We start from the raw sequence: 22,012 nt of genomic DNA, 5'->3' as shown, positions 1-22,012 counted from the left end.
GCTGTCCCCGCTTATTTCCCCAGTTCGATCGACCTTAGCCGCGCCGCTTCCACCGCGTCGGTGAGCAACTTGGTCAGCCGGTCCTCGCCCATCAGCACGCCAAGCGCGGCCGCCGTCGTGCCGTTGGGGCTGGTCACCTGCTGGCGCAGCACACCCGGGTCCTCACTGCTTTCCGCTGCAAGCGACGCGGCGCCGTAGACGGTCTGCATGGCAAGCAGCCTGGCGGTCGCCGCCGGCAAGCCGGCCTTCTCGGCGGCCACGGTCAGCGCTTCTATGAAATGGAAGATGTAGGCCGGACCCGATCCGGACACGGCGGTCACCGCATCCATCAGGCTCTCGTCATCGATGGTGGCCACTTCGCCGCTGGCCGAAAGCAGGTCGGCGACGAAACGCCTGGCGTCGTCGGAAACCAGGGGATTGGAAAACACCACCATCATGCCCTTGCCGATGGCAGCCGGCGTGTTGGGCATGCAGCGCACGATCGGCGCGCGGTTGCCGAGGATTTGCTCGAAGGTGGCGGAAGGCGTTCCGGCGGCAATGCTGACGAAAGTGGTGCGGCCATCGCCGAAGCGCTTGTAGGCGGCGGTGACGTCACGGATCACCTGCGGCTTCACCGCGATGACGACGAGTTCAGGCACGGCATCCGTCGGAATGGCTTCGGCTTCCGCCGCGGTGCCGCAGCCGAGTGCGGCGGCGCGATTGCGCAGGTCCGCGTTGGGCTCGACCACGAAAACCGCTGAGGGTGCGAGCTTGCCGGACTTCAGCCAGCCCGAGAGCATGGCGTAACCCATATTGCCGCAGCCGGCGAGAACAAGCCTGATCGTCATCGAGAGCCCTCCGAGGAAAGGCCATGACATAGACGCTCGCGGATCGGTGGGGAAGCCCTCTCAGGACCGGTGGACGGGCGTGCGCATCGCGATCGGCCGCAGCGACACTTGCCTGAGACCCAGCACGCCGAGCACGAAGAACAGCCAGACCGGATCGCCGCGATGGAAGAAGAAGCTTTCGAGGAAGGCGTTGAGCGCGGTGAACAGCACCACCATCATGAAGAAGTCGCCGAGAAAGATGTTTTCCTTGCGCTGCGGAATGCGCATGTAGTCGCGCAGCGGTGCGATGAGGAAAGTGTAGACCGCCACGCAAAGGGCAGGGATGCCCATCAGCACGGCAATGTCGAGATAGCCGTCATGGCCGTGCACGATGGTTCTGATGTCCCAGGGGCGATCGAAGGGCTGGTCCTGGTTGAACAGCAGCGGCGTGCCCCAGAAGCTCTCATAGCCGTAGCCGGTCCACGGCTTCTTCGCCAGCATCGAGCCGGCGAACTCCCACAATGTGGTGCGGCCGGTGTAGGTCATGTCGGGAAAATAGATCGCCGCCAGATGTTTGATCGGCGGCAGGAAGACGATGCCCAGCGTGCCGACCGCCGTGGCGATTATCGCCAGCGCAAACAGGATCGGCGTGCCGAGCCGCATGCCCATCAGGCTCGGAAACATCACGATCAGGATCGAGAACGGCACCAGCCCGGCGGTGGTCTTGGAGCCGGTGTGCAGCATGAAGATCATCGCCGCGCAGAAGATGCCAGCGCCCCACCAGCGCTGACCGCGCCGATAGAGATAAAGGCCGGCGAAACTGAAGCAGGCCATGATCGGTCCGGCGATGTTCTTGTGGGTGAACACGCCGCGCCACAGGCCGGCATGTTCGGGCTCTTGCGAGTCGGCGGTGTGCATCGCCTCGTGCGGGAAGGCGATGAGGCCGAGATAGGATAGGCCCATCACCACGACGGCGGTGAAGATGATGACCCTGGAGAAAGACTCGGCGTCACGGGGCAGCGCCAGGATCGTTGCCATCGTCAGGATGCCGATCATGGTGAAGGACGCCGCGCGCATCGCCGAGGGCGGATCGGTTGCCAGCACCACCGACAGGAAGAAGAAACCCAGCATCAGGATCCAGGACGGGCCGAGCAGCGAGCGCACGACGCGCGGATCGGCGAAGGCCATCAGCGCGAAGATCGAAACCGCGCCGAGCGACCCGAAGCCGAGTTGATTGACGATGTCGCCACCTTCGCCGGTGAGTTCGGCGCCGGCCGGCTGGAACGGGCGGAAGGACACCATGACGACGGTGAACAGCAGCGCCGCGATCGCGGTCGCCACGCCCTCGCGCGTGAACGCGGCGCCGAGCGGCGCGCGCTCAGTTTTTCTCAGGCTGGCGGTATTGCTCATTGGCATATCCGAATTCGGCCAGCACGCGGCCGAGCGCCACATGGACGGGGTAGATGGCGATCGCCGGCGATCCGGTGCGCGCCAGCCGCATCATGCCGCGAAGTGGCGAGACGGCAAGGAGCGCCAGGCTCTTGGCGAACACTTTGGCACCTGCGAAGGGCGTGCCGGCGCGCTTCTTCCTTTCCACCAGCGTCGAGATGACACCATTGCGCAGGCTGCGGGCACGGATCCAGTCGGTCTCGACGCGCCGGGCCGGAACGGTCTCCCGCACCTTGGCTTCGGCGCACCAGCCCAGCGCGAAGCCCCTTTGCGCCGACCGGCTGAGAAAGTCGGCATCGCCGCCGCCCATGAAATTGAACCTGAGATCGAGGAAGGGCGGCCCCATCGCGGTCAGCACGCTACGCCCGACCAGAAGATTGCCGGACGAATAGAGTGCGGGCACCTTTCCCGTCTCCCGGTAGGGAGGCGCGAAGACGGGATGCTCGGCCCATGTCGCGTGGGCAGGATCGGCAAAGACGGGAACCTGCGGCCCGCCAATGATATCGGCGCCGAGCGTTTCGGCCGCGCGGCACATCCGCTCCAGCCATTGCGGATCGGCGATCTCGTCATCGTCGATGACCAGCAGATGCCTGAAGTTCGGGAAATGCAGGATCGCCGTCTGCCAGCCGGCATTGTAGGCGCTGCAATTGCCGCGCTCATGCGCGATGACGACCATGCCCGGTATCTCGCCGCGCTCGAACAGCGGCAGCGCGGCCTTGGCACCGTCACGCGCCTCGGCCTCGTTCTCCATGACGATGACCGCAAAGCGCCTGCCGGTTTGCTGCTGGCGCAGCGACGCCAGCGTCTCCAGCACCTGTTCGGGCCGCTTGAAAGTCGGCAAGGTGACGATCGCTTCGACGGCCTCCGCGTCGAGCCGGGGAGACCGTCCCGCGATCGATACCGAACCGTCCGATGGCAAAGGGATCATCCGTATCCAGCCGCGTCTTGAGTCGCGTTCTGGTAGCACCACGATGATAAGGTTTCGTTAATCACCTTGCACGGAGAGGCCCGCCAGGCATGGGCTTTGGGGCGTTGACCGTGCTCGTTTAATCAAGGGTTCACCGCGCTTTGCTACCGGCTACACCACAGGATAGTGAGATGCATCTGCTGTTCGCCACATCGATCGTGCCCGACGGTGCTCTCGCCTCGGGCTACGAGATCGCCAACGCCGCGATCATCGCCGCCTTGCGGCGCGCCGGCGCGCGCGTGACGGTCATCGGCTTCACCTGGCCCGGGAAAGCCGCGATAGATCCCGAAAACACGGTGGTGCTTGGTGCGATCGACGTGCGCACCGAAAGTGCTTCACCGCTGCAAAAACTCGCCTGGGTCGGCAAGGCGATATTTTCGGGCCTCACCTTCGCGTCGGTCAAGTTGCGTGCGGTGTCCGACCACGACGTTCAGGCCGCGATCGAACGAGCCGGTCCATTCGATGGCTATGTGCTGAATTCCGTGCAGTTCGCCGGCGCTTTCGAAAAGCTCTTCGACGACCGGCCTTCGATCTTCGTCGCCCACAATGTCGAGCATCTCTCCGCCCGCGAGAATGCCGCTGCCGCCGGCGGCATTTTCCAGCGCCTGCTGTTCCGGCGCGAGGCAAGGCTGCTCAAGCTCGTCGAAGAGCGTCTCTGCCGCCGCGCGCGCTTCGTCTTCACGCTGGCCGAGGAGGATCGCGTGGCGCTCGGTGTCGCCTCCGATGACCGCTCGGCCGTGTTGCCGCTGGTAACCGGGGACACGGCGCCGGTCCGGAAAGGCCGGCGCCAGATCGACTGCGACGCGGCCCTGATCGGCACCTGGACCTGGCAGCCAAACCGCATCGGCCTCGACTGGTTCCTGGGCAAGGTGGTGCCGCACCTGCGGCCTGGTTTCCGTATCCGCATTGCGGGCCACATGCCTGCCGGCGTCACCTCGACGCATCCGGGCGTCCAATTCGTCGGCCGCGTTCCGGATGCCCGGGCTTTCGTCTGTGGCGCGGCCGTCATCCCGCTGATCAGCACCGCGGGCAGCGGCGTACAGTTGAAGACCATCGAGACCTTCGAGCTTGGCCTGCCCTCGGTCGCCACCAGCCGTTCGCTGCGCGGCATCGACCACCGCCCGGCCAATTGCGTGGTCACCGACGATCCGGCCGGCTTCGCCCAGGCCTTGGAGGCTGCCGCGGCCGATATCGACGATGTCGATGGCACCACCTTCCATCGCCGGCAGGTCAAGGCGCTCGACGCCGCGGTTCGTGTCGGTCTCGAAAAAATCGGCGCCGTCCGGCGGGAGGTGTTTGCATGAACATGCACGCCACCCGCGCCGCGTTCGGGCTCGACAGTCTGAAAATGATCCTCGGCATCCCGGTGCTCGCCATCCGCTGGAACGATGCGATCGCCCTGCTCAATCGCCTGCTTGCCGAGAAGCGCTTCACCAAGGTCAGCTTCCTCAACGCTCACAATGCCAACATCGCCTATACCGACCCGGTCTTCGCCGAGGCGCTCGACGATTTCCTCATCCTGCCGGATGGCATCGGCGTTGATCTCGCCGCGAAGCTTCTCTACGGCGCGGCATTTCCCGACAATCTCAACGGCACCGATTTCGTGCCCGCATTCCTGCAGGCTTCCAAGCGGCCGCTGACCGTGGGGCTGCTCGGTGCGACGCGTGTCAACGCCGAGGCGGCGTCGCTGAAGCTGGCGGCGCTTGCCGTGCAGCACAGCTTCGTGGTCGTTCACGATGGCTATTTCTCCGCCGCGCAGGAGCCGGAGATCATCGGTCGGATCGCAAAATTGCGACCTGACATGCTGCTCGTCGCGATGGGCGTGCCGCGCCAGGAGCTGTGGATTGAACGCCACATCGACGAACGTCATTGCACGCTGCCCGTCGCGGTCGGCGCGCTGCTCGATTTCCTGAGCGGCTCGGTGCCGCGCGCCCCGCTATGGATGCGCCGCCTGAGGCTGGAATGGCTGTTCCGGCTGGCGGTCGAGCCCGGCCGGCTCTGGCGCCGCTACGTGGTCGGCAACCCCCTGTTCCTCTGGCGGGTCGTCAAGCAGAAATGGTCGCGCGGCGCCGAGGCCGCCGCAGATGCTCCCGGAGAGTTTCGTTGAACAAGCGCTTCGTCCCAGACCCGCTTGCCGGCCCGGGCCTGTTGCCGAAGACGCCAACGGCGGCGGTGGTGACGGCAAGCTACGCCCCGGATTTCGAGCGCTGCCGCCTGCTGTGCGAAACGCTTGACCGCCATGTCTCGGGTGCTGCGCACCACTACATTCTGGTCGAACATCGCGACCTCGCGCTTTTCCGTCAGTTGGCGACCAGCCGCCGCTCGATCGTCGATGAGCGGGATCTCCTGCCGCGCTGGCTGCGAGCCTTCGACGATCCGTTCAGCCTGTTTCGCCGGCGCGTCTGGCTCAGCATGAAGACCCAGCCGCTGCGCGGTTGGCACGTGCAGCAACTGCGCCGTATCGCCATATCGGCGCACGCCGGGGAAGACGTGCTGATCTTCTGCGATTCCGACGTCGCTTTCCTGAAGGCGTTCGATTGCGGTGTCTTCTGGCGCGATGGCAGCGCGCGCCTGTTCCGCCGCGATGGCGTGCTCGCCGATGACGGCCATGACGAGCATCGCGTGTGGTCGCGCAATGCCGGCGCCGCACTCGGCATCGACCGGTCCCAGGCGTCGGTCCATGATTATATCTCGACGTTGATCGCCTGGCGCCGTGACACGGTGCTGGCCATGTGCGGCCGGATCGAAAAGGTCCATGGTCGCGACTGGGTCGAGGTCATCGGCTCGGCGCGCAAATTCTCCGAATGCATGATCTACGGCCGCTATGTCGATGATCTGCTGGACGGAGCCGGCCATTTCCACGGTTCGGAGGAATTCTGCCGTGTCCACTGGACGGGCGAGGCGTTGTCGGACGATGAGTTCCGCCGCTTCGTCGCCAGCATGGCGCCGGAGCAGGTGGCGATCGGCATGCAGTCCTTTATCGGCACGGATATCGGCCGCATCCGCCGCCTGATCGGGCTTGATCGCTGACTTGTCCTAGATTGCCTTCGCCGGTCGGCGCAGCGCCGAATAGGTCAGCAGCATCGACGCGAGATAGAGCAGCAGGAAGACGATGTTGAGCGACAGCACCAGATCAGATGTCTCGGTAATGGTGGTCAGCACATAGGTCAGCAGCAGCGCCTTGAGGGCGGCGAGCAGGCCCAGATTGAGCGCCCGCACCAGCGTCTGGCCGCGCGCGAACAGAAGCTCGGCCTGGTATTCGACCAGATTGCGCAGTCCCGGCACGCAGATCGCCAGCGCCACCAGGGGCGCGGCCTCGGAGACATTCCTGCCGAGCGCGTTGGGGAAGAAATGCAGCACGATGCCGAGCGCCGCCAGCGCCAGCGTCGAGACCGCGAACACACCGCCCTCGATGCCGCTCTTGACCGCCAGCCGTGAGAGGAGTTCGGGCGCGCGCATCATGCGCTGCACGAGCATCATCGAGAAGGTGCGGATGGGAATGGCCGTCAGGTCGACCAGGCGCATGATGATGGCATAGATGCCGGCCAGATGTGGTCCGCCGATCGCCAGCACCAGCAGCTTGTCGAACTCCATCTGCAGGTAGAACAGCACCTCCGCGCCGGCCACATAGATGGAATCGGCGAGCCGCCGCGGATAGAGCTCGACGCGCAGCCGCAGCCTCTGGCGCGGATAAAACCACCCAAACGCGAGCAGCAGCGAGGCGGCGTTGGCGCCGATGTAGAACCACGACCACACCCAGATGCCGTGCTGTGCCGAGACCATGAATAACACCGCACCAAGCGCCCGCAGTGCCGTGGCCAGGATCGCCAGTATGGCGGCGCGGCCGAATTTGCCCAGCCCGTTGTTGACGATCAGCGCCACTTCCACCGGTCGCCACAGCAGCGCCTCGGCGAAGACGATCGCCGTGAACACCGACAGCGGCACGGTGCCGGCGAAGAAGGTCAGGTAGACGCCGAACGAGGCGGTGGCCAAAAGCGGCAGCGAGGCGGCGCCGAGCACCAGGAAGCCGGCGGTGAAGGTGCCGATCAGATTGGGCCGGATGGTAGCGGTGCGATAGAGCGCCGAAATGAACCCGAAGGCGAGGATTCGCGACAGCATGACGCCGGCCGCCGAGGCAGTGGCGAACATGCCGAATTCGGCGATCGAGAGCGTATTGGCGAGCGCGATGAAATAAGCGAGTGAAAACACCAGTCGCCCGCCGGCACCGCTGATCGCCGAGAAATAGTCGCGCACCAGCCCGCGTCGTTCGGCCATGAAGGTGCCGATCCGCGCGAAGGTCCGCCTTTGCGGTATGTCGCTCGCCTCAGTCATAGGTCAAGGAAATGCATAGGCCGGAAAGTTTAACGTGCCGTTCTGAAGCTTTCAGCTGTGTTGAAAGGTCTTGCAATCATGACGTGAATTCCTGCCATCGTCTTCCGGAAATTAACCTTTTGTTTCCTATGCCTGTTTAGCGTGGCTTAACGAATGGCCGACCGCCGCTCCCAAGCGGCCAAGAGTAAAGCTCCACGATAATGGTCGACAGGGAAAACCGTGAGGACTGGAAGCGCGAGCGCTCCTTGCTGGCGCTTGGCGACGCCGTGCGTGGCGAGGACGACGCTTCGCTGGTGTCGATAGGAGATCGCGCGGATCCTTCATGGCGCGAGGATGCCGCCACGCGCCATCGCCTGGCCCGTTCCCGGCGCGAGACCAAGGCGAGCCCGTCGCCGCTTGCCGCCGGTGATGCCGTGCCGTTCCCTCCTGACGGGGAGCAGCCGTTTGAAGCCGACGGCGCCTGGCGTTCCCGGGCGGAGACCGGCGCCGGCGATCTTCCTCCCGACATGCCGCGCGCAAGGCCGGCGCCGGAAGAACCTTCAGGGACGGGTCGCGCTCGTGATGCAATTGGATCCCGCGCCACGGACGGAGCCGATACCTCCTCCGATGGCGGTGCGGACGGTCAGCAATGGAAGCCATTGATCGATCCGATGCTGGTCGTTCGCGGCGTCGCCAGGTCGAAGCTGCTGATCGTTGCGACCACGATACTGGGCGCCGGGCTCGGCATTGCCATCGCCTTGTCGATGCCGAAGAAATACGAAGCCACGACCGAACTGATCATCGAGCCGGGCGACCTGAAGCTCTCCGACCGCGATCTCACGCAACCGGTAGGCCAGCCCGACGCCGCGTTGGCCGTCGTCGAAACCCGGATCAAGATGCTCACCTCGGGCACCGTTCTCGATCAGGTCGTCAAGAATCTCAATCTAGTCAACGATCCGGAGTTCAACGGCCAGGGTTCCGGCGGCCTTGGCGTCATGTCGCTTATCCGCTCGATTGTGTCACGCCACGATGGGCCGGGCGGTGTCGACGAGGTTCGCCGCCAGGCGCTGGCCGTTGGCAATTTGGCCAAGAGCCTGTCGGTCGAACGCACCGGCAAGACTTTTGTCATCTCCGTCAGCGCTGTAACCCAGAACGGCGAGAAGTCGGCGCTCATCGCCAATACGACCAGGACCGTCTTTCAGCAGGAGGCCGCCAAATACCAGTCCGACATGGCCGGACGCGCGACGAACGAATTGACGTCCAAGCTCGATGATCTGCGCAAGGGGGTCGAGGCGGCCGAGCGCAAGGTCGAGGATTTCAGGGCCACGCATGGTCTCGTCGATGCGCAAGGCCATCTGATCAGCGACGATCAGATGCTGAAGCTCAACGAGCAGCTCTCCGTCGCCCGCGCCCGCACGCTGGAACTCAATGCCCGGGCGGCGTCGGCGCGTTCGCTGGACGTCAATTCCGTTCTGACCGGCACGTTGCCGGAAGAAATCAACTCCAACACCATGAGCGATCTGCGCTCGCAATATGCGACGCTGAAGCAGGAGGCCGATCGCGCCGCGGTTCGGCTGGGGCCGCGCCATCCCGAGCTCCAGGCTCTCGACGCCCAGATTGCCGGCGCGCGCGAGCGCATTGCCAATGAACTGCGCCGCATCGCCTCTTCGCTACAGGTCGACCTGAAGCGCGCGGTCCAGCTCGAACAGGACCTCGCGTCTCGGCTGGCTCAGGCCAAGGTCCAAAGCGGCGACGTCAACAGCGACCTGGTTGCCCTGCGCGAACTGGAGCGCGAGGCCACCGCCAAGCGTTCCGTCTACGAGCAATATCTTCTGCGCGCCAAGGAGACCGGTGAACAGACGGGTATCAACACGACCAACATCAACGTGATCACCTCCGCTCAAGCTCCACTTGAGCCAAATGGACCCTCGCGTGCCTTGGTGGCATTGGCCGGGCTGCTGCTTGGCCTTGGCGCAGGTGTTGGTCTCGGCGCCTTGCGCGGGACCTATGACAGCCTGCGCGAGACGGCAAGCTCGCGCTCACGCCGCGAGCGCAAGCCGTACGAGCGCAAGCTGGACGAACGCAAGTTGGATGAACAGAGGGCGCCTCTAGAGGCGCAGGCATTCCGGACGGAGCCTCCACCCGCTCCGCCAATGCCGACAGCGCCTGTAGCGCCGCCTCCCGCGCCACCGCCGCCGGCCACGAGGACCGAGGCCGCTCCCGCCGAAGGCTCCGGGAGGATCGGCGCACTCATATCGAGACTGCGCAAGGCCATGTCCCGCAAACCCTCGGCCGAAGCCGACGGCGACATCTCCAGCGAGTTCGCCTTACCCGCCTTTGCCGACAACGGACGGCCGGCCAACGCTCCGATATTCCCTGGCTATCCGGAGCCCGGTTTCGGCCCTCGTGCGACGGCCGGCCGGGATTATTCGCAGTCACCTTTCCAGCCAGGCGCCGAGGCAGGATATGGGCGGCAAATGGCGTCGCCCTCGCGCTCGCCGCTGATGCCGCAACAGGCAATGTATCCGGCTCCGCCCTTGCCGTCCTCTCCCTATGCGCAGCCGATGGGCTATCCCCCGGCGCAGCCCCGGTCACAGGCGGGTCATCCCTATACGCAAGCGCTGGCGGAACCCTATGCGGCGCCGATGCCGTACCCGCTGCCGCCCGTCCCGACGCAGCCACCGGCCGATCCAGCCGCTCCCCATGCCAGGTCGGTCGAGGAGGGGGGCGAACAGTCATCGGTCGAAGAGATTCGCGCCAGCCTGCGTGAATTCCGCGAAGCGGTCCGCGAACTCACGGAAAACCGCACCCGTCGCCGCTACTTCTGAGCCACCAGATAGGGTGTGGAGGCCGAACAAAACCGTGCCGGTTTCACGTAAACGGCATGGAACGGCGCTTTGACGGGATTGCGAACTTGAATTTTCATGACAATGCCGCGCTGCAGATTGCCTGCGCCGCTGCATTGTGTTTTCCGAAGGCAGCGTTGAGCGGAACGATATTGAGGGTGGTCCATGGCCGAAATGATTGACGGAAAGAGCGTTGCCGAAGACGTGGTGCGATCGGTCAAGGCGCTGACCGCCGAGTTGGTCGCCAAGGGCAAGGCCAAGCCGGGTCTCGCCGTGGTCATCGTCGGCGAGGATCCGGCCAGCCAGGTCTATGTCGCTTCCAAATCCCGCACCGCCAAGGAATGCGGTTTTCATTCGCTCCAGCACACGCTGCCGGCCGAGACGTCCGAGGCGGCACTGCTCGAGCTCATCGCCGAACTCAACGCTGACCCGGCCATCAACGGCATCCTGGTCCAGCTGCCGCTGCCCGCCCATGTCGATGCCGGCAAGATCATCCAGGCCATCGCGCCGCAGAAGGATGTCGACGGCTTCCATTTCATCAATGTCGGCAAGCTCGGCACTGGTGAACTCGACACGGCCTTCGTGCCCTGCACGCCCGCCGGCTCGATGCTCCTGATCGAGCGCGTGCGCGGCAAGGACCTGTCCGGCCTCACCGCCGTCGTCGTCGGCCGCTCCAACATCGTCGGCAAGCCGATGGCCAATCTGCTGCTTGCCGCCAACTGCACCGTCACCATCGCTCACAGCCGCACCAAGGACCTGCCGGCGCTTGCCCGCACGGCCGACATCCTTGTCGCTGCGGTTGGCCGGCCGGAAATGATCAGGGGTGATTGGGTCAAGCCTGGCGCCACCGTCATCGATGTCGGTATCAACCGCATTCCCGCGCCCGAGAAGGGCGAGGGCAAGTCGCGTCTCGTCGGCGATGTCGCCTATGCCGAAGCGGCCAAGGCGGCGGGCGCGATCACCCCGGTGCCCGGCGGTGTCGGTCCGATGACCATTGCCATGCTGATGGCCAATACGTTAGCTTCGGCCTACCTTGCGGCCGGATTGAAGCGGCCTTCCTTCTGAGCCCGGGTTGACCCTGAAAGCCGCAGCTTTGCCGAATCCCACTATTTCCCCGGAACGGCCGGTCACGAATGATCCCGTTCAAGGTGGCCGGCAGTTCGCCTTCCTGCTGGTCGACAAGTTTTCCATGTTCTCGCTGGCGGCCGCGATCGACACGTTCCGGTCGGCGAACCGCCTGCTTGGACGCGATTTCTACGGCTGGACGACGGTCTCCGCCGATGGCGATCCGGTGATGGCCTCCAACGGTCTGCCGCTCAAGATCGACTACGCCGTCGCCGACCTGCCGCCGGTTGATATTCTTTTCGTTTCGGTCGGCCTGACGACGGAATTTCCGGGCAAGAGCAAGGTTCTGGCGGCCTTGCGCAGCTGGGGCCGGCGCGGCAACGCGCTTGGCGCCTTGTCGGTCGGATCCTACCTGCTGGCCGAGGCCGGCCAGCTCGAAGGCTATCGCTGCACCATCCATTGGGAAAACCGCGCCGGCTTTGTCGAGCGCTTTCCCGATATCAACTGCACGGGCAATGTCTTCGAGATCGACCGCAAACGCTACACCTGCGCCGGCGGCACCACCTCTATCGACCTGATGCTGGAGATCGTACGTGGCGATTTCGGCTCCAACCTTGCCAATGGCGTCGCCAACCAGTTCCAGCACGAGCGCATCCGCTCCGCCGGAGACCGCCAGCGCGTCGGGCCGGAGCGTGACCTGACCGGCAAGTCGGAGAAGCTCAGGCGCATCGTCGAACTGATGGCCGACCATCTCGACGAACCGCTGTCGGCGGTACAGCTCGCCAAGTCGGCGGGCCTTTCGGTGCGCCAGGTGGAGCGGCTGTTCCTGCGCCATCTCAACGTCACGCCCGGGCGCTACTATATGCGGCTGCGGCTGGAGCGGGCGCGTGAATTGCTGCGTCAGACCAACATGCCGATCCTCGACGTGGCGATCGCGACCGGCTTCACCTCGCATTCCTATTTTGCCCAGAGCTATCGGCTGCAATTTGGCCGCCCGCCCTCGGAAGAGCGCCGTACGACATACTGAGTGATTTGCTTGGTCGGGCATGCCGGGGCCATGCCTGCGGGCTTGTGTCCCGACGCCCCGTCAAATAGCTTTCACGTGCCGACGAGGGGGCTAACTCAGGAGATTTCGATGGCGGGACTTGCACGGAGCGTTGCTGCGGCGATCCTCCTTTTGTCGATGACGACATTCGGCTTTGCCGCCAACAAGGTCATCATCATCCTCGACGCGTCGGGATCGATGTGGGCGCAGATCGATGGCAAGCCCAAGCTGGAAATCGCCCGTGAATCACTGAGGACCGTGCTTCAATCGGTTCCCGCAGACGACGAGATCGGCTTTATGGCCTATGGCCATCGCGAGAAGGGCAGCTGCGACGACATCCAGCTCATCGTGCCGCCTCAGGCTGGCTCGGCAAGCGCCATCTCGGCAGCCGCCGACAGTATGAAATTCCTCGGCAAGACGCCGCTGACGGCAGCCGTCAAGCAGGCGGCCGAAGCGCTGAAATACACCGAGGACAAGGCGACGGTCGTCCTCATCACCGATGGGCTCGAAACCTGCGGCGGCGACCCCTGTGCGCTTGGCAAGGAACTCGAAGCCTCCGGCGTCGATTTCACCGCCGACGTCGTCGGCTTCGGCCTGACCGCCGACGAAGGCAAGCAGATTGCCTGCCTCGCCGACAGCACCGGCGGCAAATACATCCAGGCTTCCGACGAGAAGGCGCTGCAGGAAGCGCTGGTCGAGACCGTCGCAGCGCCGGCACCGGCGCCCGAGCCGGCACCGGCCCCCGCTCCGGCACCAGCGCCGGAGCCGGCCAAGCCCGAGTTCAATTTCATGCCGACCGTGGTGCTGGCCGAGGGCGGCGATCCCGTCACTGACGGCAATGCCTGGGAAGTTTACAAGGCCAAATCGGACGGCACGCGCGGCGACAACATCACCACCGAATACGGCGAGTACAAAGCCAATCTGGAACCCGGCGACTACGTCATCGTCGCGCGCGACGGCGAGGCCAAGGCGGAGCAGAAGATCAAGATCGAGGCGGGCCAGGTCTACAAGCCGCTGTTCACCTTGAATGCCGGCACGCTCATCCTGCATCCGCGTCCCAGCCAAGGTGCCGATGTGGCCAGTGGGGCGGCTGTCGTGATCGCCTATCCGGGGGCCGACAACCCCCCGACCTATTATGGAGACACGAAAGCAGTGTTGCCGGCCGGCGACCAGAAAGTGACCGTCACGATCGGACAGGGCGCGGTCACCGAAACGATTCCGCTCGCTGCCGGCCGGGTGATAGACAAGGACATCATCGTCGGCGTCGGCCATGTCGTTGCCAACGCCTATTATGCGGCCGGTGGCGACAAGGCCGATGGTTCAGGCGTCGGCTTCAAGGTGCTCAAGGCCAAGAAGAAGATCGATGGCACCCGCGACGAGGTCACGTATGCCTATGGCCCCGACAGCAAGTTCGATTTGCCGCCCGACGACTATGTGTTGATCGCGACGGTTGACCTCGCCGTCGTGGAACAGCCTTTCAGCGTCAAGGTCGGCGAGTTCCAGGATCTCAAGGTCGCCATGAATGCCGGCGTGCTGGCAATCACGGCTCCCGGCACCTCCAAGATCGAGATTTTCGAGACCAAGAAGGACATCAATGGCAATCGCAAGTCGATCGGCTACGCCTATGACGAGAAGTATCAGGCGGCGATAGCGGCGGGCGATTACGCGGTGGTCTCGGAGAAGCCGGACAACAGCAAGAAGGAAGGCACCGTGACCGTGAAGGCTGGAGAGCGGGTTGAACTGACGGTGCAATAAGGATTGCGATTTCGACCGGCAAAAAGGGCGGCCGCGAGCCGCCCTTTTTCATGCCGCACAGATTGCCTCAGGCGGTTCCGAAGGCGCTGGCGCCGTGGTCGGCGCGGCCCACCAATTGGCGGAAACCAGCGAACAGCTCGCGGCCGAAACCGAATTCATTGCCGATCAGGTCGGCCTCGGCCGTGCGGCGCAGCGCGAATTCGGTCCCTGGCACCAGCACTTCCAGCGTGCCGGCATCGGCGTCGAGGCGGATGATGTCGCCGTCATGGATCCGCGCGATCGGCCCGTCCTCGACCGCTTCCGGCGTCACATGGATCGCCGCCGGCACCTTGCCGGAAGCGCCCGACATGCGCCCGTCGGTGACCAGCGCGACACGCTGGCCGCGATCCTGCAGGATGCCGAGCACGGTGGTCAGCTTGTGCAGTTCCGGCATGCCGTTGGCCTTCGGCCCCTGGAAGCGGATGACGGCGATGAAATCACCGGTGAGCGTGCCGGCCTTGAAGGCGTCGTTCAGCCCCTGCTGGCTGTCGAACACCTTGGCCGGCGCCTCGATGAGACGTCGCTCCGGCTTGACGGCCGAAGTCTTGATGACCGCGTGGCCGAGATTGCCCGACAGCACTTTCAAGCCGCCGGTCGGCTGGAACGCCTTGTTGAACGGCGCCAGCACCTTCTCGTCGCCGCTGGCACGCGGTGACGCCTCGCGCACCACGCTGCCGTCGGCGCCGAGCTTTGCCTCGACCGCATAGGGCCGCAGGCCTTCGCCCCACACCGTCTGCACATCCTCGTGCAGAACGCCTTCGTCGAGCAGCTCGCGGATCAGGAAGCCGAGCCCGCCCGCGGCATGGAAATGGTTCACGTCGGCCAGCCCGTTCGGATAGACCCGTGCCAGCAGCGGCACTGCCTCCGAAAGATCGGAAATATCCTGCCAGGTCAGCGCGATGCCGGCGGCCGCCGCCATGGCGATCAGGTGGATGGTGTGGTTGGTGGACCCGCCGGTGGCGTGCAGGCCGACGACGCCGTTGACGAACGAGCGTTCGTCGATCATCCGCCCGACAGGCGTATAGGCATTGCCAAGCGCGGTGATCGCCAGCGCCCGCTTCGTCGCCTCGCGGGTCAAGGCATCGCGCAACGGCGTGCCTGGATTGACGAAGGACGCGCCCGGCGTGTGCAGGCCCATGATCTCCATCAGCATCTGGTTGGAATTGGCCGTGCCGTAGAAGGTGCAGGTGCCCGGCCCATGATATGACTTGGACTCGGCTTCCAGGAGTTCGGCCCGTCCTGCCTTGCCCTCGGCATATAGCTGCCGGACCTTGGCCTTCTCATCGTTGGGCAGGCCAGTCGTCATCGGCCCGGCCGGAATGAAGACCGCCGGCAGATGGCCGAAGGTGAGCGCGGCGATCACCAGTCCCGGCACGATCTTGTCACACACGCCGAGATAGACGGCGGCGTCGAACATGTTGTGCGACAAGCCGATCGCGGCCGCCATGGCGATCACGTCGCGCGAGAACAGCGACAGCTCCATGCCCGGCTGGCCTTGTGTCACGCCATCGCACATCGCCGGCACGCCGCCGGCGACCTGGGCGATGCCACCGGCTTCGCGCGCGGCCTCCTTGATCAGGGCGGGGAAGCTCTCGAAGGGCTGATGCGCCGACAGCATGTCGTTGTAGGAGGTAATGATGCCGAGATTGGGCACCTTGTCCGCGCCGAGCGCCAGCTTTTCCGAGGGGCTGCACACCGCAAAGCCGTGGGCAAGGTTGCCGCAGGACAAGACCGACCGGTTGGCGGTCTGGTTCGACGCTTCGGCGATACGGCCGAGATAGCGTTCTCGGCCCGGTTTGGAGCGCTGGCGAATCCGCTCGGTGATGGCTTCGATGTCGCGTCTTGCGGTCATGGCATCAGGTCCTTTCAGGCGAGGTCCCGGAAACATCCTCCCGCCGTTGCCGGGACCACTTGTAAACTTGAAGTCAGGGCGCCCAGAAAACCTCCACGGGCCTGGGCGATGCGTCGAGCACGGCGCGGATCGGCTTGCGCGGTCCGGGCGCGACAGCGTTGTCGAAGGCGATGCGCTTGTCCTCGCCCTCTATGTGCAAGGCGAGGAAACCCGCATCGATGATGCGGGCGAGCGTCAGGGTCAGCCGCGGCTCGCCGGCGCTTTTAGCATGGACGGGCAGGATCATCCTGTCGGAGGCCGGGTCGAGCAGCCTCGGCAGATCGTCGGCGTCAGGAAAGAACGAGGCGGTGTGGCCGTCCGGTCCCATGCCCAGGATCACGACATCGAGCGGCCAGGGCAGGGATCGCAATGCCGCATCATCGGAAGCCGCGGCATCCTCGATGCCTGATGCCTCGTGGTAGAGCGGAACGAAACGGGCTGCCTTGGCCGCGTTCTGGAGCAGGTTTGCGGCAACCAGCCCGGCATTGGATCGCGGCGAGGAGGCCGGCACGAAGCGTTCGTCGACCAGCGTCACGATCACCTTGTCCCAGGCGATCGGCGCCGCGGAGAGCGCGGCAAAGAACTTTGCCGGCGTCGTGCCGCCGGAGACAGCCAGTAACGCCGTGCCACGCCGGTCGATCGCCCTCGCTAGGCGATCGGCCACCTTTGAAGCCAGCGCCGAGGCCAGTTGCGGACGGTCGGGAAAGGCATTCCAGTTGTATCTGGCGCTGTTCAATTGCTCTCGTGCCATGTCCGCCCGTCACGTTCGATCAGCGCTATCGAGGCCGACGGCCCCCATGTGCCTGCCGTATAGCCCTGTGCTTCCTGCTTGGCGCCTTCCCAGGCATTCTGGATCGGGTCGATCCACTTCCAGGCGGCTTCCACCTCGTCGCGACGCATGAACAGGGTCTGGTTGCCACGGATGACATCCATGATCAGCCGCTCATAGGCGTCCGGCGCGCGGCCGTCGAAAGACTGCGCGAAGCTCATGTCGAGCGAGATCTGGCGCAGCCGCATGCCGCCCGGGCCTGGATCCTTGATCATGATGAACTGCTTGACGCCTTCGTCCGGCTGCAGCCGGATGACCAACTGGTTGGCGAAGATCGGTCCTGCGCCGCTGTCGCCGAAGATCGAATGCGGGATCGGCTTGAACTCGATGACGATTTCCGAAACCCGGGTCGCCAGCCGCTTTCCGGTCCTGAGATAGAAGGGAACACCGGCCCAGCGCCAGGTCCCGATCTCGGCCTTGATGGCGACGAAGGTCTCGGTGTTGCTGTCCTTGCCGAGTTCCTCGACATAACCTTTCACGGGTCCGCCGGCCGACGCACCGGCACGATACTGGCCACGCACGGTGTGCTTGGGCGCCTCGTTGCCGTTGATGCGCTTCAGCGCCCGCAGCACCTTCAACTTCTCGTCGCGCACGGCGTCGGCGTCCATCGACGACGGCGCCTCCATGGCGACGAGGCAAAGCAGCTGCAGCATGTGGTTCTGCACCATGTCGCGCAGCGCACCTGCCTTGTCGTAATAGGTGACGCGATCTTCCAGGCCGACGGTCTCGGCGACGGTGATCTGCACGTGGTCGATATGGGCGGAATTCCACAGCGGCTCGTAGAGCGCATTGGCAAAGCGCAGCGCCATCAGGTTCTGCACCGTCTCCTTGCCGAGATAGTGGTCGATGCGGAAGATCTGGCTTTCGTGGAAGTCGTCGCCGACCAGGTCGTTGAGCGCCTGCGCTGAGGCCAAGTCGCGGCCGATCGGCTTCTCCAGCACGATGCGCGAATTCGGCGTGATCAGATTGTGCTCTTTGAGCTTGTGCGAGATATCGCCGAACAGCGCCGGCGCAACGGCCAGGTAGAAGGCGCGGATGTGATCGCTTTCGCCGATCGCCTTTTTCAGCTTGTCGAAGCCGGCGCCGTTCGTCGCATCGGCCGGAACGTAGGAAAGCCTTGCCAGGAAGGTCTTCAACTCCTTGGCATCGATATCGGCCGGCTTGACGTGGTCCGAAATGGCCTGCTTGGCGAAGGCCCGGAACTCCTCGTCGCTCATTTTCGAGCGCGACGTGCCGATGATGCGCGTCGGCTCGGAGAATTGATGGTCGCGCTGCCGGTAGTAGAGCGACGGCAGCAGCTTGCGCTCCGACAAGTCGCCGGTACCACCGAAGATGATGAAGTCGAAAGGGTCGACGGGGATGATCTGGCTGGTCATGGTCTGTCCGCTTTGACGCCGGTCGCGAGTACGCGGCTGATATATTCTAATCGATTTAAATTTTCCAGTGCCATGGTGTCACATCGAGGACCAATCGCTGGAGATCGATTGGATCCACCTGTGCGCTTGACACTGGCGCCGCCGGGAGGCTTGTCGATGAACGAAGACTCCGGAAGCTTTCGCACTTGCAGCATAGAACGTGAATGTGACGAAAGCTAAGGGAGAAATCGGCGCTGTATGTGCCGGCGCCGGCCGGGCTGTCAGCCCTTTCGTGCAGGCTGCGCGATGAACCCAAGGAGCGTTAGACGCATGCGTCTGGAAAACAAGGTCGCTATTATCACCGGTGCGGCATCCGGCTTCGGCGAAGGCATGGCCAAGCGCTTTGCGCAAGAGGGCGCCAGGGTCGTCGTTGCCGATCTCAACGCCAAGGGGGCGGAACGTGTCGCTGGCGAGATCGGAGCGGCGGCGATCTGGACGCAGACCGATGTTTCGTTGCGCTCCGAGTTCGACGAGATGGTCTATGCGGCCAAAAGCGCCTTCGGCCGCATCGACATCATGGTCAACAATGCCGGGTTCACCCATCGCAACGGCGATATGCTCAAGGTCGACGAGGAAACCTTCGACCTGATCACCTCAGTCAACATGAAGGCGATCTATCACGCCGCCCTTGCCGTCATACCGATCATGGAGCGGCAGGGCGGCGGCGTCATCCTGACCACGGCGTCCACCGCGGGCCTGCGGCCACGGCCTGGCCTCACCTGGTACAATGCCTCGAAGGGCTGGGCGATCACCGCCACCAAATCGATGGCAGTGGAACTCGCGCCCAAAAATATCCGCGTCAACTGCCTCTGCCCGGTCGCCGGCGAGACCGGCATGCTGGAGAAATTCATGGGCGCCGATACGCCCGAAATCCGCGAGACATTCCGCGCCTCGATCCCGCTCGGCCGGCTGTCGACCCCGCTCGATATCGCCAATGCGGCTCTATGGCTGGCCTCGGACGAGGCCGCCTTCATCACCGGCGTGGCGCTGGAAGTCGATGGCGGGCGCTGCATCTGAATGCGGCGATCGTCGGGTGTTACGCGTCGGGCTTGACGTAGCTCTTGTACACCCAGCCGTGCTTGCCGTTGTAGACGATCTCGCACCACTGCTTGCAGCCCATCAGTTGCACTGAAGTCCGGGCAGGCACCGTGCCGATGGAGGCTGCGCCCTTCTTCGGAGCACTGCGCATGGTGACAGTCCTGAGAATACGGCCGCTGCCCGCCGCAGCCACCTTGCGCGGCTTCGCCTTGGCTGCGTTATCTTCGCCTTGTGCATTTGCAGGTTTTTGTTCCGGTACTTGCGGCTGCGTCTCCGGAATGCCGGCGGTCTGCGCGCCATCGGGATTGCTGCTGTTCGCAGGCGGGCTCGGCGCTGCGACCTTGGCAAGCTCGTCGGTGGCATCGGTATCGGTAGACGATTGGGCGAATGCCGCTGTTTTGTCAGGCAACGGCTCGGGCTGCTTGGCTATCTGGCTGGGGGCAGCCGCTTGATCGGGATCAGCTGCCGCGGCGGCAGCCTTTGGCTGTGCCCCGGTCCAGCGGGGATCATTGGCCGCAAGCGCTTGTATGTTGCCCGCCGCCGCTGCCATGATCGGTGACACCTGGCTGGACTTGCGCTCCGCCTGCGGTGTCACGGCAGCTGCGGTGACCGTAGTCCCCGAAGGGGAAACTTTCGTCGTCTTCACTGGAATGGCCGGAATGCTCTGCTCGGGGCTGGCGGCCGCTTGCCTCTCGCTGGTCGGCAATGCCAGCCAGAGTGCAACCGCGGCAACGCCAAGCAGTGCGGCGGTGCCGACCGCGGCAATGACCAGGTGCGAGTTCGAACGGACACCCTGCCAGAATGACGGGCGCATGTCATAGCCGAACTGCATGGCAAAGCGCCGACGTTCCGGAGCACCGAAACTGAAGGGCTCTCTCACTCTTGCCACCTCCATAAGCGGGCCGGTGTTCTTTCGATCAAATCTCGCAAATCATGCGTTCGATCAGCATCGGTCCCAAAACGCGGGCAGGCCCGCAACAATCCCCGAACAATCGCCCAGATGCGGACCTTTCGTCCGCGATTGTGGCATCAGTACGCCATTACCGAGGATTCTGCGCCTTCGCCGGCAATTCCGCAATGTGTCGCCCGGGCAACAAATGTTACATGGATATTACAATATTACATGAGATCGTGATCGCATCAGATGACGGCGATCCGATCCCTGCCTGAAGCACGTCGCCTCGAACCGGACTTATAACAACGCACTTTAGATCTGTTTTGATGCTCGTCGTTCGTCCTGGGCGAGGGCACTTTTGCGCGACGCATTAAATCCTGTCGCGCAGCGCGAACCAGTTGAGCGCCAGGAAAAGCAGCGGCGCTCGGAACCGGCGGCCGCCAGGAAAGGGCGGAATTTTCAGGTCCTCGATCAGCTTCAGCCGGTCGCGGTTACCTGTGACGGTTTCGGCATAGAGTTTGCCGAAGAAGTTGGACAGCATCACGCCGTGACCCGAATAGCCGCCGGCCGAGATCACATTCGGCATCACTTCGCGCACGAACGGCTTTCTCGGCACCGTGATGCCGACATAACCGCCCCAGCCATGGGTGATCTCGACATCGCTCAGCGCCGGATAGAGCTCTGCGATCTGACGGCGAATATGGATGTGGATATCCTTTGGATCGTTGACGCCATAGACCTCGCGTCCGCCGAACAGCAGCCGGCCATCCCGGGATTTGCGGAAATAGCGCACGACGAAACGGGAATCGTCGACCGATTCGCCCCCTGGCAGCACTTTCGAATCCGACCCCAGCGGCACGGTCGCGCCGATGAAGGATCCTATCGGCATGATGTGCGCGGCACTCACCGGCTCGAGCGTTCCGCCATAGGCATTGACCGCGATCAGGCATTTCTCCGCCGAGATCGTCCCTCTCGGTGTGGAAACTCTGACCTTGCCGCCGGCGGAGATGATGCCGGTTGATGGCGTCCCTTCGAACAGGTGCGCGCCGGCTTGTGCCGCTACCCGCGCCGTGCCGATCACCAGTTTCATCGGGTGGATATGGCCGGTGCCGGTGTCGCGCGTGCCGCCGAAATAGGCGCTCGAACCCAGCCGCTCCGCGGTCTCTTTCGCATCCATGAATGAGATGTGCGGGTAGGAGAAACGGCCGGCCATGAGTTCGGCATGCGCCTTGTAGTCGTCGACATAGCGCGGCTTGTGCGCAACCGAAAGCTGACCCGGTATGTAGTCGATATCGATGTGGTTGATGGCGGCGAATTCGAGCAGGTGGGCTTTGGCCTCTTCGGCAAGATCGAACAGCGCCTTGGCGCGGGAAAGGCCATATTCGGCCTCGAGATCCTCCGCCCAGGCGCGTTGGCCGGTGCCGAGCTGGCCGCCATTGCGCCCGGAAGCGCCGTCGCCGAAGCGATGCGCCTCGATCAGCACCACGTCCGCTCCGGCCTTGGCCAAATGAACCGCTGCCGACAGGCCGGTAAAGCCGCCACCGATGATGACGACATCGCAGGTCCGGTCGCCATCGAGCACCGGATATTCAGGCCGTGGGCCGGCAGTGTCCTCATACCAGGAGCGGCCGGGAGAAATTGGGGACTGATAGTTCATGACT

Annotated in this window: 17 protein-coding genes; 8 read left to right on the top strand and 9 right to left on the bottom strand. The window is 64.3% G+C overall.

All coding sequences use genetic code 11. From position 1 onward, the window contains the following. Nucleotides 1–11: 11 nt before the first annotated feature. The 3 genes from proC to EN850_RS26525 are packed head-to-tail and all read right to left on the bottom strand — an operon-like array spanning nucleotide 12 to nucleotide 3,183. Nucleotides 12–827: a pyrroline-5-carboxylate reductase gene (gene proC, locus EN850_RS26535; RefSeq protein WP_135881013.1), complete on the bottom strand. Its 816-nt coding sequence runs from the start codon at nucleotides 825–827 to the stop codon at nucleotides 12–14. Nucleotides 828–887: 60 nt separating this feature from the next. After that, on the bottom strand, nucleotides 888–2,216 hold the full coding sequence (locus EN850_RS26530) for an O-antigen ligase (RefSeq protein ID WP_136092617.1): 1,329 nt from the start codon (nucleotides 2,214–2,216) through the stop codon (nucleotides 888–890). After that, nucleotides 2,185–3,183: a glycosyltransferase gene (locus EN850_RS26525; protein ID WP_136092616.1), complete on the bottom strand. Its 999-nt coding sequence runs from the start codon at nucleotides 3,181–3,183 to the stop codon at nucleotides 2,185–2,187. Before EN850_RS26525 ends, EN850_RS26530 begins: the two co-directional genes overlap by 32 nt. A 170-nt stretch (nucleotides 3,184–3,353) precedes the next feature. Here EN850_RS26525 and EN850_RS26520 point away from each other — a divergent pair, with 170 nt between their 5' ends. Genes EN850_RS26520 through EN850_RS26510 form a run of 3 tightly spaced genes read left to right on the top strand, consistent with a single transcriptional unit; the run spans nucleotide 3,354 to nucleotide 6,252 of the window. Then, the gene (locus EN850_RS26520; RefSeq protein WP_136092615.1) at nucleotides 3,354–4,526 is read left to right on the top strand and encodes a glycosyltransferase family 4 protein; all 1,173 of its coding nucleotides are present in this window, start codon (nucleotides 3,354–3,356) and stop codon (nucleotides 4,524–4,526) included. Then, nucleotides 4,523–5,329, top strand: coding sequence for a WecB/TagA/CpsF family glycosyltransferase (locus tag EN850_RS26515; protein WP_127870845.1), 807 nt, complete (start codon nucleotides 4,523–4,525; stop codon nucleotides 5,327–5,329). The genes EN850_RS26520 and EN850_RS26515 overlap by 4 nt, the downstream gene beginning before the upstream one ends. After that, entirely contained in the window at nucleotides 5,326–6,252 is a 927-nt protein-coding gene (locus EN850_RS26510) for a DUF6492 family protein (protein WP_127870846.1), read from the top strand. Before EN850_RS26515 ends, EN850_RS26510 begins: the two co-directional genes overlap by 4 nt. 6 nt (nucleotides 6,253–6,258) lie before the next feature. Here the strand turns inward: EN850_RS26510 and EN850_RS26505 are convergent, their stop codons facing one another. After that, complete coding sequence (locus EN850_RS26505; RefSeq protein WP_136092614.1) at nucleotides 6,259–7,554, bottom strand: lipopolysaccharide biosynthesis protein; 1,296 nt, start codon at nucleotides 7,552–7,554, stop codon at nucleotides 6,259–6,261. Between the two features lie 200 nt (nucleotides 7,555–7,754). On the opposite strand from EN850_RS26505, the gene EN850_RS26500 reads away from it, so the two are divergent. The 4 genes from EN850_RS26500 (at nucleotide 7,755) to EN850_RS26485 (ending at nucleotide 14,244) form a co-directional block, all read left to right on the top strand. Next, nucleotides 7,755–10,361, top strand: a complete 2,607-nt coding sequence (locus tag EN850_RS26500) for a GumC family protein (RefSeq protein WP_136092613.1) — start codon at nucleotides 7,755–7,757, stop codon at nucleotides 10,359–10,361. Between the two features lie 183 nt (nucleotides 10,362–10,544). Continuing rightward, the gene (folD, locus tag EN850_RS26495; RefSeq protein ID WP_136092612.1) at nucleotides 10,545–11,444 is read left to right on the top strand and encodes a bifunctional methylenetetrahydrofolate dehydrogenase/methenyltetrahydrofolate cyclohydrolase FolD; all 900 of its coding nucleotides are present in this window, start codon (nucleotides 10,545–10,547) and stop codon (nucleotides 11,442–11,444) included. 28 nt (nucleotides 11,445–11,472) lie between these two features. Further along, nucleotides 11,473–12,471, top strand: a complete 999-nt coding sequence (locus EN850_RS26490) for a GlxA family transcriptional regulator (protein WP_032922464.1) — start codon at nucleotides 11,473–11,475, stop codon at nucleotides 12,469–12,471. Between the two features lie 108 nt (nucleotides 12,472–12,579). After that, entirely contained in the window at nucleotides 12,580–14,244 is a 1,665-nt protein-coding gene (locus EN850_RS26485) for a VWA domain-containing protein (protein ID WP_136092611.1), read from the top strand. 67 nt (nucleotides 14,245–14,311) lie between these two features. Here the strand turns inward: EN850_RS26485 and edd are convergent, their stop codons facing one another. From edd to zwf, 3 genes are all read right to left on the bottom strand, one after another. Further along, on the bottom strand, nucleotides 14,312–16,135 hold the full coding sequence (edd, locus tag EN850_RS26480; protein WP_136092610.1) for a phosphogluconate dehydratase: 1,824 nt from the start codon (nucleotides 16,133–16,135) through the stop codon (nucleotides 14,312–14,314). Nucleotides 16,136–16,208: 73 nt separating this feature from the next. After that, complete coding sequence (gene pgl / locus EN850_RS26475; RefSeq protein WP_136092609.1) at nucleotides 16,209–16,925, bottom strand: 6-phosphogluconolactonase; 717 nt, start codon at nucleotides 16,923–16,925, stop codon at nucleotides 16,209–16,211. Further along, complete coding sequence (gene zwf / locus EN850_RS26470; protein WP_136092608.1) at nucleotides 16,907–18,379, bottom strand: glucose-6-phosphate dehydrogenase; 1,473 nt, start codon at nucleotides 18,377–18,379, stop codon at nucleotides 16,907–16,909. The genes pgl and zwf overlap by 19 nt, the downstream gene beginning before the upstream one ends. Nucleotides 18,380–18,688: 309 nt before the next feature. On the opposite strand from zwf, the gene EN850_RS26465 reads away from it, so the two are divergent. Further along, on the top strand, nucleotides 18,689–19,435 hold the full coding sequence (locus EN850_RS26465; protein ID WP_127870853.1) for an SDR family oxidoreductase: 747 nt from the start codon (nucleotides 18,689–18,691) through the stop codon (nucleotides 19,433–19,435). A 19-nt stretch (nucleotides 19,436–19,454) separates the two neighbouring features. Here the strand turns inward: EN850_RS26465 and EN850_RS26460 are convergent, their stop codons facing one another. Then, entirely contained in the window at nucleotides 19,455–20,336 is an 882-nt protein-coding gene (locus EN850_RS26460) for an SH3 domain-containing protein (RefSeq protein ID WP_189524533.1), read from the bottom strand. Between the two features lie 385 nt (nucleotides 20,337–20,721). Then, nucleotides 20,722–22,008: an FAD-binding oxidoreductase gene (locus tag EN850_RS26455; RefSeq protein ID WP_136092607.1), complete on the bottom strand. Its 1,287-nt coding sequence runs from the start codon at nucleotides 22,006–22,008 to the stop codon at nucleotides 20,722–20,724. Between the last annotated feature and the right edge of the window lie 4 nt (nucleotides 22,009–22,012).

Source organism: Mesorhizobium sp. M8A.F.Ca.ET.207.01.1.1 (assembly GCF_004794715.1).
Classification (GTDB): Bacteria; Pseudomonadota; Alphaproteobacteria; order Rhizobiales; family Rhizobiaceae; genus Mesorhizobium.
This window is presented reverse-complemented; position numbering and strand designations above follow the sequence as displayed.

Coding starts and splice junctions, on each gene's coding strand:
- edd (WP_136092610.1), bottom strand. CDS start 16,135: ATGACCGCAAGACGCGACATCGAAGCCATCACCGAGCGGATTCGCCAG.
- folD (WP_136092612.1), top strand. CDS start 10,545: ATGGCCGAAATGATTGACGGAAAGAGCGTTGCCGAAGACGTGGTGCGA.
- EN850_RS26530 (WP_136092617.1), bottom strand. CDS start 2,216: ATGAGCAATACCGCCAGCCTGAGAAAAACTGAGCGCGCGCCGCTCGGC.
- EN850_RS26520 (WP_136092615.1), top strand. CDS start 3,354: ATGCATCTGCTGTTCGCCACATCGATCGTGCCCGACGGTGCTCTCGCC.
- EN850_RS26505 (WP_136092614.1), bottom strand. CDS start 7,554: ATGACTGAGGCGAGCGACATACCGCAAAGGCGGACCTTCGCGCGGATC.
- EN850_RS26465 (WP_127870853.1), top strand. CDS start 18,689: ATGCGTCTGGAAAACAAGGTCGCTATTATCACCGGTGCGGCATCCGGC.
- EN850_RS26515 (WP_127870845.1), top strand. CDS start 4,523: ATGAACATGCACGCCACCCGCGCCGCGTTCGGGCTCGACAGTCTGAAA.
- zwf (WP_136092608.1), bottom strand. CDS start 18,379: ATGACCAGCCAGATCATCCCCGTCGACCCTTTCGACTTCATCATCTTC.
- EN850_RS26525 (WP_136092616.1), bottom strand. CDS start 3,183: ATGATCCCTTTGCCATCGGACGGTTCGGTATCGATCGCGGGACGGTCT.
- EN850_RS26500 (WP_136092613.1), top strand. CDS start 7,755: ATGGTCGACAGGGAAAACCGTGAGGACTGGAAGCGCGAGCGCTCCTTG.
- pgl (WP_136092609.1), bottom strand. CDS start 16,925: ATGGCACGAGAGCAATTGAACAGCGCCAGATACAACTGGAATGCCTTT.
- EN850_RS26485 (WP_136092611.1), top strand. CDS start 12,580: ATGGCGGGACTTGCACGGAGCGTTGCTGCGGCGATCCTCCTTTTGTCG.
- proC (WP_135881013.1), bottom strand. CDS start 827: ATGACGATCAGGCTTGTTCTCGCCGGCTGCGGCAATATGGGTTACGCC.
- EN850_RS26455 (WP_136092607.1), bottom strand. CDS start 22,008: ATGAACTATCAGTCCCCAATTTCTCCCGGCCGCTCCTGGTATGAGGAC.